This is a genomic window from Salinispora pacifica CNR114 (genome assembly GCF_000514775.1).
In the GTDB taxonomy this organism is placed as follows: Bacteria; Actinomycetota; Actinomycetes; order Mycobacteriales; family Micromonosporaceae; genus Micromonospora; species Micromonospora pacifica.
In genome coordinates this window covers 271,431-283,779 of sequence record NZ_AZWO01000001.1, presented here as the reverse complement: position 1 = coordinate 283,779, position 12,349 = coordinate 271,431, and the positions used below count along the sequence as shown (strand labels likewise).

At 70.0% G+C, this 12,349-nt stretch carries 9 protein-coding genes; 5 read left to right on the top strand and 4 right to left on the bottom strand.

What is annotated here, in order from left to right; all coding sequences use genetic code 11:
- Positions 1-65: 65 nt before the first annotated feature.
- The 4 genes from B118_RS0101410 to B118_RS0101395 all read right to left on the bottom strand — a co-directional run bounded on the left by B118_RS0101410 (position 66) and on the right by B118_RS0101395 (position 5,301).
- Positions 66-1,172 (bottom strand): glycosyltransferase family 4 protein, encoded by a 1,107-nt coding sequence (locus tag B118_RS0101410; protein WP_420329446.1) that lies wholly within the window; start codon positions 1,170-1,172, stop codon positions 66-68.
- Positions 1,173-1,428: 256 nt separating this feature from the next.
- Positions 1,429-2,985: a S1C family serine protease gene (locus tag B118_RS0101405; protein ID WP_018810080.1), complete on the bottom strand. Its 1,557-nt coding sequence runs from the start codon at positions 2,983-2,985 to the stop codon at positions 1,429-1,431.
- Between the two features lie 61 nt (positions 2,986-3,046).
- Positions 3,047-4,603 carry a sensor histidine kinase gene (locus B118_RS0101400; RefSeq protein WP_018810081.1) on the bottom strand — a complete coding sequence of 519 codons (1,557 nt, stop codon included), beginning with the start codon at positions 4,601-4,603 and terminating at the stop codon, positions 3,047-3,049.
- On the bottom strand, positions 4,600-5,301 hold the full coding sequence (locus tag B118_RS0101395; RefSeq protein WP_018222798.1) for a response regulator transcription factor: 702 nt from the start codon (positions 5,299-5,301) through the stop codon (positions 4,600-4,602). Before B118_RS0101395 ends, B118_RS0101400 begins: the two co-directional genes overlap by 4 nt.
- A 157-nt stretch (positions 5,302-5,458) precedes the next feature.
- Here B118_RS0101395 and B118_RS0101390 point away from each other — a divergent pair, with 157 nt between their 5' ends.
- The 5 genes from B118_RS0101390 to B118_RS0101370 all read left to right on the top strand — a co-directional run bounded on the left by B118_RS0101390 (position 5,459) and on the right by B118_RS0101370 (position 12,245).
- Positions 5,459-6,145, top strand: coding sequence for a hypothetical protein (locus B118_RS0101390; protein ID WP_026270415.1), 687 nt, complete (start codon positions 5,459-5,461; stop codon positions 6,143-6,145).
- 98 nt (positions 6,146-6,243) lie between these two features.
- Positions 6,244-7,179: an ATP-binding cassette domain-containing protein gene (locus B118_RS0101385; protein WP_018810083.1), complete on the top strand. Its 936-nt coding sequence runs from the start codon at positions 6,244-6,246 to the stop codon at positions 7,177-7,179.
- Positions 7,176-8,000: an ABC transporter permease subunit gene (locus tag B118_RS0101380; protein ID WP_028192276.1), complete on the top strand. Its 825-nt coding sequence runs from the start codon at positions 7,176-7,178 to the stop codon at positions 7,998-8,000. Before B118_RS0101385 ends, B118_RS0101380 begins: the two co-directional genes overlap by 4 nt.
- Before the next feature lie 263 nt (positions 8,001-8,263).
- Positions 8,264-11,989 (top strand): multifunctional oxoglutarate decarboxylase/oxoglutarate dehydrogenase thiamine pyrophosphate-binding subunit/dihydrolipoyllysine-residue succinyltransferase subunit, encoded by a 3,726-nt coding sequence (locus tag B118_RS0101375; RefSeq protein WP_018222794.1) that lies wholly within the window; start codon positions 8,264-8,266, stop codon positions 11,987-11,989.
- A gap of 61 nt (positions 11,990-12,050) precedes the next feature.
- Positions 12,051-12,245: a DUF6104 family protein gene (locus B118_RS0101370; RefSeq protein ID WP_018222793.1), complete on the top strand. Its 195-nt coding sequence runs from the start codon at positions 12,051-12,053 to the stop codon at positions 12,243-12,245.
- Positions 12,246-12,349 lie beyond the last annotated feature (104 nt).

Below are 12,349 nucleotides of genomic sequence, written 5' to 3'. Positions count from 1 at the left end.
GCTACGCCGCCGCCCCGGGGGCCCGTCACCGGCCTCCCCTGCGCGGACTGATCCGGCCGCCGCCCTCAACGGAAGGTGGTGGGGGCGGGTTCGCGCGCGGGGACCACCGCCGAGACGAACCGCTGCAGCACCGCCTCGTAGCCGTCAACCAGCCGGGCGATGGAGAAGTTCTCCGCCACATGCGCGACGCAGACCGCCGGGTCCAGTCCGCCCACCCTCCGCAGCGCCCCCGGCAACTCGTCCCCGCTCTCGCAGATCAGACCGGTTCGGCCCGACATGATCAACTCCGGCACGGCACCTCGACGTAGCGCCACCACCGGCGTCCCGGTGGCCATCGCCTCCAGCATGACGACACCGAACGGCTCCTCCCACTGGATCGGCAGCACCAGACAGCGGGCGTCGAGAAGCAGGCGGAACGAGTCCCGCCGATCGGCGTCGAGGATGACGGTGACATCATCGCCGAGCATCGGCCGGACGACCTCGTCGAAGTAGCGACGTTCGGCCGGTTCGTTGCACTTGCCGGCGAGGATCAGTGGCAGACCGGCCGCTCGGCAGGCACGAATGGCGAGGTCGGGTCCCTTGTCCGGACTGAACCGGGCCAGCCAGAGCACCGGCCCCCGACCCGGCGTCAGCTTGTGCGGGATATCTCCGATGTCCAGCCCGTTGTGCACGGTGCCGACCCAGGGCAGCCGCGGGTTGAGCCGCCGTTGGGCGTGGGAGATGGCCACCAGACCAACGCCTTGGTCGATATCCCCAAGAACGGTGCCGTACTCCCCGACCGGGTTGCCGTGCACGGTGGCGACGGTGGGCACGGACCGGCGTCCGGCCAACAGGGGTCCGATCGTGGTGTGGTCGTGGACCACGTCGAAGTGTTCCGGAGTGACGGACTGATTCACCTGAACGAGGTGGGCCAGCTCGGGCAGCGCCTCACCCATCCGGTGAAACTTCAGCTCGGCGTCGGTCGAGACGTAGCGGGCGGTCGTCCCGGTCTGCTCACCCGCCCCGAAGAGGGTCACCGGGTGGCCCCGGGCGGTCAGCCCGTCCACGAGGCCAGCGACGACGTGCTCCAAGCCGCCGTAGCCGGCTGGCGGCACCGACAGCCACGGCGGGACCACCATCGCGATCCGTAGTGGCCGCCCGGCCACGCTGCCGTCCCCGCGGTTGCGCGCCACGAGTCCCCCTCCGGGGCCGTTGGTGGGCACCGCCATGCCCGCCCCCAGCACGGCTGCCAGTCGGGGGCGGGTTCCCGGTTGCCACCCGACTAAACCGGACAAGCCGGGCGCATCCTCGCCGCTCCGGCCGGCCCTGGTTCACCCACCGCCAGCGGACGCGGCGGGTGGTGGAGCCAACCCCCTTGGCTCCACCACCCGCCGCAGGAGGGAGGAGGAAAGTCCCGATCGCAGTGACGCCCTGGATGGGCATCACTCCTTAGGACGCTTCAGCGAGCGTCACGGTTGCCGTCGCTTCAACATTGTTTCGCTTGTAGGTCACATCCACCCGGTCGCCCACCTTCCCGGCCTGGACCACGGCGACCAGATCTTCGGAGTCGCTGATCACCTTCTCGCCGAACCGGATGATGACGTCGCCCTGCTGGAAACCCGCCCGCTCGGCAGCGCCGCCGGGGAGAACCTCGGCCACCAGCGCGCCGCCGCCCTCAGCGGCGATGACGCTGACGCCGAGGGTGGGGTGGCTGACCTTCTCACCCCGTTGCAGCTTCTCGGCTACGTCCTCGGCCTTGTTGCTGGGGATGGCGAAGCCGACCCCGATGTTGCCGGTGCTGCCCTGGCCGCTGGTGGCGATCGCGGTGTTGATCCCGATCACCTCACCTCGGGTGTTGACCAACGCCCCACCGGAGTTGCCGGGGTTGATCGGCGCGTCGGTCTGCAACAGCCCCGAAATCGAGGTAACTCCCACCGTCGGGTCCTGCTCCGAACCGCCGGCCTGGATAGTGCGGTCCCGCGCGCTGAGGATGCCGGCGGTCACCGACCCCTGCAGGCCCAGTGGACTACCGAGGGCGAGGACCTGATCGCCGACCTGCATCGCGTCGCTGTCGCCGAACTCCGCCGGCGTCAGGTCGCTCACCCCGGCGGCCTTCACCACCGCCAGGTCGGTCTTGGGGTCGGTGCCGGTGATCTCCGCCGACACCGTCTCGCCGTCGGCGAGGGTCACCAGCACGGTGCCGCCGCTGGCGGTGGCGATCACGTGGTTGTTGGTCAGCACATATCCGTCGGCGGTGAGGATCACGCCCGAGCCCCCGCCGGTGTCGGTACCGATCGACACCACGCTGGGCTGCACCGCGGCGGCGATCCGCGGCAGGTCGGCGCTGTCGATGATCGGGGCCGCGGAGTAGGTGCGCGTGACGCCGGAACCATCGCTCAGGGCGAGTGCGAGCGCACCGCCGGCGACACCGGAGCCGAACATCAGGGCGAGCACCGCGACGCCCGCGCCGACGAATTTCGCGACCCGGCTGCCCGGATTCGGACCCGTTCGCGGCGCCACCCACGGTGGCATGGGCTGCCCGGCCAGTTGCGCTGGCTGACCCGGGTAGAACGGGGCTCCGTACCCGCCCGGCTGCCCCCCGCTCCCGGCGCTGGACTGCGGCCCGTACCAGACAGCGCCGGGATGTTGTGCCGAGTAGCCGGGTGGATAGGGGTGCCCACCGGGCGGCGCGGTGACGGGCGCGGCGCCGAGCCGGGGGGCGAGCGGCGCCGCGGGGCCGGCCGACGACGGAGCGTCCGGGGCCGAGGACGGCGACACCTCGGTGCGGTCGGCCGACGACGGAGCGTCCGGGGCCGAGGACGGCGACACCTCGGCACGGTCGGCCGGGGTGTCGGCGGACAGCGCGGCACTGCGGTCCGTACCGGGGGTAGCGGCCGAAGAGTCGGACTGGGTGCGCTCGGGGCGAGACAGATCGACAGTGGGATGCGACGGCTCGGCGTCCCCGGGGGTCTGCCGACGCTGCGGGTCGGACTCGTAGTCGGTCATGGAACCACCTTCTCCCCTACCACTTCGATCAGCCTGAAGCCCAGCTGTGGATTGGCTGAAATTACACCTCGTCACCGTCCGGTGCCGGCGCCAGGGGCAGCCGGACCCGAAAGGTCGCGCCTCCGCCCGGAGTCTGCGCCACCTCCACCGTGCCCTGATGGGCGGCGACCAGGGCGGCGACGATCGCCAGGCCCAGCCCGGTCCCGGTGTTGCCACCGGCCCGTCGGGTCCGGGCCGCGTCCACTCGGTAGAAGCGCTCGAACACCCGCTCGGCCTGCTCACCGGAGAGCCCCGGCCCGGTGTCGGCGACCTCCACCACCGCCAACTGATCGGGCTCGGAACGCAGCCGTAGCGTCACCGAAGCCCCCGGTGGGGTGTGCGTCAGGGCATTAGTCATCAGGTTGCCGATCACCTGCCGCAGTCGTGCGTCGTCGCCGTAGACCACCAGCGGCCCGGCGCCCGGGATGATGTCCAGTTCGATCCGCCGGTCCGGCGCCACCGCCCGGGCCGCCGCCACCGCGTCGGCAGCCAGCACCGGCAGCTCGACCGGGGCCGGCGACAGCGGACGCTCCCGGTCCAGCCGGGCGAGCAGCAGCAGATCCTCCACCAGCAGCCCCATCCGGGCCGCCTCGTCCTCGATCCGACGCAGCAGGTCGCCGGTCTGCTCAGGATCCCGCGCAGCGCCCTGCCGATACAGCTCGGCGAAGCCCCGGATGGTGGTCAGTGGGGTACGCAGCTCATGCGAGGCGTCCGCGACGAACTGCCGCATCCGCTCCTCGGATCGACGGGCGCGGGACTCGGACGCCTGGGCGTGCGCCGCGGCGTCCCGAGCGGTGGTTTCGGCGGCGCGGGCGGCGGTCTCCGAGGCGGCGCGGGCGGTGAAGGCCGCCTCGATCTGGGTGAGCATCATGTTGAGCGCCCGGGACAGCCGCCCCAGCTCCGAGGTCGGTTGTGGGTTACCCGCCTCGGGGTCCGGCACCCGGCGGGTCAGGTCGCCGCCGGCGATCGCGGCGGCGGTCTGCTCGATCTCGTCGAGGGGCTTCAGGCTGGCCCGGACGATGCCCGCGCCGATCGAGGCGAGCAGGAGCAGCACCGACGTGCCCACCAGCAGGTCGATCCAGACCAGCCGCTTGACGGCTCGATCCACGTCGGTCAGGTGCCGCCCAACGACCAGCCAATCTCCGCTCGGCAGCTCCGTGTACAGCATTCGCCAGTGCACATCGTTGCCCTCCGCGCGCACGGTGAACGGCTCACCGGCCAGGCGCCGAAACCCCGCGGCGTCCGCCGGCACCGGGGGCAGGTCCCGACTCTCGAACCGGTCTTGGTCGTACCCGCCGTTGGCCAGCCCGGTTCTGGCGCTCGTCACGACGATCAAATAGTCCGTCGGAAAGACGGTTAGACGATCCGACACGTTGAACTCGCCGCGGGTTTCGAGGTTCCTGGTGGTGACCCTCAACCCCTCGTCCACCTGATTGATGAGGTAGCTCCGGAGGAAGACAGCGGTCAACGTGCTGATCACCAGGAGCGCGACCGCCACCAGAGTGAGGACCGCGGCGATCAGCTTGACCCGGAGCGGGATCCGGCGCAGCCCGGCCTTCGCCTGCGAAACGGCGTTCACGCTGCCGGCTTGCGGAGCACGTACCCGACCCCGCGGAGGGTGTGGATCAACCGGGGCTGGGTGTTGTCGACCTTGCGCCGAAGATACGAGATGTACGACTCAACGATGTTGTCGTCGCCCCGGAAGTCGTAGTTCCAGACGTGATCGAGGATCTGCGCCTTGGAGAGCACCCGGTTGGCGTTCAGCATCAGATACCGCAGCAGCTTGAACTCCGTCGGGGAGAGCTGCACCCGCTGCCCCGCCCGGTGCACCTCGTGGGCCTCCTCGTCGAGTTCGAGGTCGGCGAAGGTGAGCCGGGCCGGGGCCTGCTCACCGCTGACGCTGCGGCGCAGTACCGCCCGGATCCGGGCGGTCAACTCCTCCAGGCTGAACGGCTTGGTCACGTAGTCGTCGCCGCCCAGGGTCAGGCCGCGGATCTTGTCGTCGGTGGCGTCCCGCGCGGTCAGGAAGACGACCGGGGTACGGGCGCCCCCCTCGCGCAGTAACCGGATGACCTCGAACCCGTCCAGGTCCGGCAGCATGATGTCCAGCACGACCAGATCGGGGCGGTGGGTCTTCGCCGTGCTCAGCGCGGCGCTACCACTTGTCGCGGTCGCCACGTCGAAACCAGCGAAGCGCAGGCTCGCGGAGAGCAGCTCCAGAATGTTCGGGTCGTCCTCGACGACGAGCAGTCGGGCCTCGGTCTGGGTAGCCGCCATACGACCATCATCCGCGCCCCGACTGCGACATGCCTGGGTAGTTCCTGAAAAGACGCTGTGAGTGGAGGCACCGGCCACCCTGGGCGGCCGCGGCAGGACCATGGGAGGCTGCCCGGCGGACCGGCGACCGGGCCGGCGCCAACCGGAGGTGGACAGCATGATCATCGGCTCGCGGTACAACGGCCCGTCGGGCTCGGGGAACGGCGGGTGGAGCGCGGGTACGTTCGCGGTGGCCGCCCAGAACGCTGCGCTACCGATGCCCGGCAGTCGCCCCCGACCCGACGCGGATCCGGTGGAGGTGACCCTGCGCCGGCCGCCACCGCTGGAGACGCCGTTGACCCTCGACGCGGGCGAGGTCCGCGATCCAGCCGGCCACCTCATCGCCGAGATCGCGACGGTTGCCGCCTTCGACCCGGTGGCGGAACCGGTGGATCTGGCGACCGCCCGGGCTGCCGCAGCCGACTACCCCGGGCTGGTCAACCACCCGTTTCCCAGCTGCTATGTGTGCGGCCCGGAGCACGCCGACGGGCTGCGGATCTTTCCCGGTCCGCTGGCTGCCGGGCGCACCGCCGCCCCGTTCCGGGTTCCGGCGGGAGCGGACGTGGTCACCGCCTGGGCGGCGCTGGACTGTCCCGGGGGCTGGTCGGTGATCGCCCCCGGCCGGCCTTACCTGCTGGGCCGGATCTCCGCGGTGGTGCTGGCCGCACCGCGCCCCGACGACGAGTGCGTGGTCACCGGGGTGCTGTCGCGCGCCCAGGGCCGCAAAGCCGAGGTGCACAGCAGCTTGTTCGCCCCGGACGGCAGCCTCCTCGGCTACGCCCGCGCCACCTGGATAAAGGGATAGCCGACCGGCACCGGTCCGGGCAGAATCCCAGGCCACGGTGAGTTTGCGCCGCCCGGTCAAACTGGCGACGGTGATCCTGACACAACGCTGGGAGAAGAATGACGGACGGACGGTCGAGCCCCGACACCACCGGCGAGATCCTGGTCTCCGGGCTGACAAAGATCTACGGCAGTGTTCGCGCGGTCAACGGCCTCTCCTTCCGGGTGGAGCCGGGTCGGGTCACCGGGTTCCTGGGCCCGAACGGCGCCGGCAAGACCACCACCCTGCGCATGCTGCTGAGCCTGGTCACCCCGACGGCTGGCCAGGCCACTATCGGCGGGCAACGGTATGCCGACCTGCCTGACCCGCTGCGGCACGTCGGCGCGGTGCTGGAGGCGTCCAGCGCGCACAAGGGGCGTACCGGCATCAACCACCTGCGGATGATCTGCACCGCCGCCGGGCTGCCCCGCTCCCGGGCTGACGAGGTGCTGGCCCAGGTCGGTCTGGCGCCAGCGGGCCGGCGCAAGTTCAAGGGCTACTCGCTGGGCATGAAGCAGCGCCTGGGCATCGCCGCGGCGATGCTCGGCGACCCCCGGGTGCTGATTCTGGACGAGCCGGCCAACGGGCTCGACCCGGAGGGCATCCGGTGGATGCGCGGCTTCCTGAAGGGCCTGGCCGCCGAGGGGCGTACCGTGCTGGTCTCCAGCCACCTGCTGTCGGAGATGCAGCTCCTCGCGGACGATGTCGTCATCATCGCAGCGGGCCAACTGGTCCGGCAGGGCCCGGTGGATCGGGTCATCGGCTCGATGGCGCAGACCACCCGGGTCCGGGTGCGCACCCCACAGGCCGAGACGCTACGCACCGCGTTGGAGCAGGCGTCGGCGACGGTGGAGGTGGATGACCAGGGAGCGCTGCTGGTCGTCGGCGCGGACGGGCCGACTGTCGGCCGGGCCGCCCTGGCCGCCGGCGTCGAACTACACGAACTCGCCACCGAACGCCCCGACCTGGAGGGCGTCTTCCTGGAGCTGACAGCCGGAAGGGCAGGCATCCGATGAGTAACCTGATCCGAGCCGAGCTGTTCAAGATCCGCACGACCAAGACGTGGTGGATCATGGCTCTGATCTACCTGCCGCTGTGGGGCATCGCGCTGCTTGTCAACTGGGGGCAGACCGAGGTGCTCGCCCGGGACCTGTTCGGCGACGTGCCGGCGGGACAGGCCGAGGCGGTGGGGGCGGTGTCCCAGCCGGATGCGCTGGCGGCCAACCTCTACACCAACGGCCAGTTCCTCGGCCTGCTGATGGTGATGCTGCTCGGCATCATCGTGGTAACCGGTGAGTTCTTCCACCAGACCGTGACCACCACCTTCCTGACCACTCCGCGGCGCAGCGCGGTCGTCCTGGCCAAGCTCGCCGCGACCGCCTGCCTGGCGCTGATTTTCTGGCTGGGGACGACCAGCGCGAACCTGCTCGCGGGGATGGCGATCCTGGAGCAGGTCGGGGTGGGCGCCCAATGGGGCGGCGCCGTCTGGGAGGCCGTTGCGCTCAACGGGCTGGCCTACCTGCTCTGGGCGTTTTTCGGGGTCGGCCTGGGGACGCTCATCCGCAGCCAGATCGGCGCCACCGTCACCGGGATTCTGCTGTATCTGGGGGGCACGATCGGGGCGCTGACCGTGCTCACCGTGGCGGCGAACAGACTCGGTGACTGGGTCAACAACCTGCAGGTGCTGGTGCCGTCGCTGGCCTCCGCACTCATGATCACCGGTGTCGACATCCCAGGGGAGCCGCCGCGCTGGGCCGGCGCCGCCGTACTCATCGGCTATGGGCTGGTCTTCGGGCTGATCGGCATCCTCACTATGCGCCGGCGGGACATCTCCTGACGGATCCATCAGGTGGACGGCGTACCTGCTCTTCGGGCGGGTACGTCCGTCCGCAGCCAACGGGCTCGGGCCGGGTACCAGGAGTCGGCGGGAGGCACCGCGACCGGCAACCGCCTGGCGTTTTCTGTGAAACCCCCCACGGAGCCGAGTCGGCAACTCCTATCGGTTTGGTACGGCGTAGCCTGGAACCTGACTCGTGTGTCCGGGGACCCCCGGCGTTCGGCGTAACCCACAAACTTGCGTGAAAGAGGCGATTACCGGCCGTGTCGACCCAGCAGACCTCGCAGGAGAACCCACTGGCGGGTTTCGGCCCGAACGAGTGGATCGTCGAAGAGATGTACCAGCGGTTCCTGACCGACCCCACCAGCGTCGACCCGGCCTGGCACGACTTCTTCGCCGACTACCGGCCCACCCCGGGCCCGGGAGAGACGCGGGATGGCGAACCGGCCGCGAAGCCGGAGCCCGACGGCCGGCCGGCACCCTCGGCCGCCCCGCCCGCTGCCACCCCGGAGCGCGGATCGACCAAGCCCGCCCCCAGCAAGCCCGCTCCCAGCAAGCCCGCCGCGAAGCCCGCCGCCGCGAAGCCGGCCGCCAAGCCCGCCCCCACGAAGCCGGCCACCACACCCACCGCATCCGGCCCGCAGACCGCACCGCTACGCGGGGTCGCCGCCAAAATCGTCCAGAACATGGACGCCTCGTTGAGCGTGCCGACCGCGACCAGCGTGCGCGCAGTTCCGGCCAAGCTGCTGGTGGACAACCGCATTGTGATCAACAACCACCTCGCCCGGGGCCGCGGCGGGAAGGTCAGCTTCACCCACCTGGTCGGATACGCGCTGGTCCGCGCGCTGGCGATGCACCCGGAGATGAACAACTCCTTCGCCGTCGTGGACGGCAAACCGGCGTTGGTCCGCCCCGAGCACATCAACCTCGGAATCGCGATCGACCTGGTCAAGCCGGACGGCAGCCGCAACCTGGTGGTGCCCTCCATCAAGGCCTGTGAACAGCTGGACTTCCGCCAGTTCTGGCAGGCGTACGAGGACGTGGTCCGGCGGGCTCGGAAGAACGAGCTGACCATGGAGGACTACAGCGGCACCACCATCTCGCTGACCAACCCCGGCGGCATCGGCACCGTGCACTCGATGCCACGACTCATGACCGGCCAGAGCGCGATCATCGGTGTCGGGGCGATGGAGTACCCGGCGCCGTACCAGGGCATGAGCGAGGGCACCCTCGCCGAGTTGGCGGTCAGTAAGGTCATCACGCTGACCAGCACCTACGACCACCGGATCATCCAGGGCGCGCAGTCCGGCGAGTTCCTCAAGGTGATGCACGAGGTACTCCTCGGCGAGCACGGCTTCTACGACGAGATCTTCACGTCGCTCCGCATCCCGTACGAGCCGGTGCGCTGGATGCGCGACGTCGCGATCGACGGCGAGGGTCAGATCAACAAGACTGCCCGGGTCCACGAGCTGATCCACGCCTACCGGGTGCGGGGCCATCTGATGGCCGACACCGACCCGCTGGAGTTCAAGATCCGCAAGCACCCGGACCTGGACGTCCTCCAGCACGGGCTCACCCTGTGGGACCTGGACCGCCAGTTCCCGGTGAACGGGTTCGCCAACCGGCAGCGGATGAAGTTGCGCGATGTCCTCGGCGTGCTCCGGGACACCTACTGCCGCCGGGTCGGCATCGAGTACATGCACATCCAGGACCCGGAGGAGCGGCGCTGGATCCAGCAGCGGGTCGAGCGCAAGTACGAGAAGCCGGCGGTCAACGAACAGAAGCACGTCCTCAACCGGCTGAACGCCGCGGAGGCCTTCGAAACCTTCCTGCAGACCAAGTACGTCGGCCAGAAGCGCTTCTCGTTGGAGGGGGGCGAGTCGCTGATTCCGCTGCTCGGCGAGGTGTTGGAGGCCTCCGCCGAAGGTGGGCTGGACGAGGTCGTCATCGGCATGGCGCACCGGGGCCGACTCAACGTGTTGGCCAACATCGTCGGCAAGCCGTACGAGAAGATCTTCTCCGAGTTCGAGGGACACCTGGACCCGCGCTCCACGCAGGGCTCCGGCGACGTGAAGTACCACCTCGGGCAGAACGGCAAGTTCACCACCCCGGACGGCGAACACTCGGTCAAGGTCTCGGTGGTGGCGAACCCGTCGCACCTGGAGGCCGTTGACCCGGTGCTGGAGGGCATCGTCCGGGCCAAGCAGGACCGGATCGACCTCAAGTTGGAGGGCTACACCGTACTGCCGCTGGCGGTGCACGGTGACGCGGCCTTCGCCGGCCAGGGAGTCGTCGCCGAGACGCTGAACCTGTCCCAGCTCCGCGGCTACCGCACCGGCGGCACGGTGCACGTGGTGGTCAACAACCAGGTCGGCTTCACCACCGCACCGGAGTACAGCCGCTCCAGCCTCTACAGCACCGACGTGGCCCGGATGATCCAGGCGCCGATCTTCCACGTCAACGGTGACGACCCGGAGGCCGTGGTGCGGGTCGCCCAGCTGGCCTTCGCGTACCGACAGACGTTCAACAAGGATGTCGTCATCGACCTGGTCTGCTACCGCCGACGCGGGCACAACGAGGGCGACGACCCGTCGATGTCGAACCCGGAGATGTACCGGATCATCGACTCGAAGCGGTCGGTTCGCAAGCTCTACACCGAGGAGCTGATCGGGCGGGGCGACATCACCGTGGAGGACGCGGAGGAGCTGCTGCGCGACTACCAGGCGCAGCTGGAGCGGGTCTTCAAGGCCACCCGAGACGCCGCCACCGCACCCCGTCAGCTCAGCCGCCCGCAGCGGAAGGACGAGCCCGAGCCACCGGTGGAGACCGCCACCGACGCCGATGTCATCCGGACGATCGGCGAGGCGCACCTCAACCTGCCGGAGGCCTTCACCCCGCACAAGCGGATCCAGCAGCTGCTCGACCGGCGGGCCAAGATGGCCAGCGAGGGCAACATCGACTGGGGCTTCGGCGAGATCATCGCCTTCGGTGCGTTGCTGCACGACGGGGTCACCATCCGGCTCGCCGGGCAGGACTCCCGCCGCGGCACCTTCGTGCAGCGGCACGCCTCCGTCGTGGACTCCGAGACCGGCGACGACCACCTGCCCCTGGAGGCACTCACCGTCGGCGGTGAACGGTCCCGGTTCTTCGTACACGACTCGCTCCTGTCCGAGTACGCGGCGATGGGCTTCGAGTACGGCTACTCGGTGGAGAACGTCAACGCGCTGGTCTGCTGGGAGGCCCAGTTCGGTGACTTCGTCAACGGCGCCCAGTCGGTGATCGACGAGTTCATCTCCTCCGGCGAGGTGAAGTGGGGTCAGCGCTCCGCGGTCACGCTGCTGCTGCCGCACGGCCACGAGGGCCAGGGCCCGGACCACACCTCCGGCCGCCCGGAACGGTTCCTCCAGCTCTGCGCCGAGGACAACATGCGGGTGGCGATCCCGACGACCCCGGCGAACTACTTCCACCTGCTGCGTCGCCAGGCCCTGTCGCCGAAGCGCAAGCCCCTCATCGTCTTCACGCCGAAGTCCCTGCTGCGGCACCGGCTCTGCGTCTCGCAGGTCGAGGACTTCACCAACGGCACCTTCCAGTCGGTGCTGTCCGACGGGGGCGCCCCCGCCCCGGAGCAGGTGCAGCGGGTGTTGCTCTGCTCGGGCAAGGTCTACTACGACCTGTTCCAGGCCCGGCAGGATCGCGGTATCACCGACACTGCGATCATCCGGGTCGAGCAGCTCTATCCGATGCCGATCGAGGAGATTCGGGCCGCGCTCGCGGCGTACCCGAACGCGGTGGACTTCGCCTGGGTCCAGGAGGAGCCGGCCAACCAGGGCGCCTGGTCGTTCGTCGCGCTCAACATGCTGGAGCACCTGGACGGGGTACGGCTGCGCCGCATCTCCCGCCCAGCGGCCGCCGCCCCGGCGGTCGGCTCGGCCAAGATGCACGACGTCGAGCTCTCCGCCCTGCTCGACGCAGCTCTCCCCCGCCCGTAGGCACCACCCAACCCGTACTGGTGGGGGCTGGGACGACCGTCCCGGCCCCCCACATCACGACGTGACCGAGGAACGCATGTACTTCACCGACCGAGGGATCGAGGAACTGACCGAGCGCCGCGGCGACGAGCAGGTCAGCTTCGAGTGGCTCGCCGAGCGCCTACGCGACTTCGTCGACCAGAACCCCGAATTCGAGACCCCGATCGAGCGCTTCGCCACCTACCTGGCTCGGCTGGACGACGAGGACGACGAGTAGGGCCGCAAGCACCCCCGGGAGCCGTCCCACAAGGCCCCGGGAGCCGCCCCACAACTCCCCGGGAACGGCACGAACTCCCCCGGGGAGTTTGTGGTGCACGACGA

Coding starts and splice junctions, on each gene's coding strand:
- B118_RS0101380 (WP_028192276.1), top strand. CDS start 7,176: ATGAGTAACCTGATCCGAGCCGAGCTGTTCAAGATCCGCACGACCAAG.
- B118_RS0101405 (WP_018810080.1), bottom strand. CDS start 2,985: ATGACCGACTACGAGTCCGACCCGCAGCGTCGGCAGACCCCCGGGGAC.
- B118_RS0101385 (WP_018810083.1), top strand. CDS start 6,244: ATGACGGACGGACGGTCGAGCCCCGACACCACCGGCGAGATCCTGGTC.
- B118_RS0101395 (WP_018222798.1), bottom strand. CDS start 5,301: ATGGCGGCTACCCAGACCGAGGCCCGACTGCTCGTCGTCGAGGACGAC.
- B118_RS0101390 (WP_026270415.1), top strand. CDS start 5,459: ATGATCATCGGCTCGCGGTACAACGGCCCGTCGGGCTCGGGGAACGGC.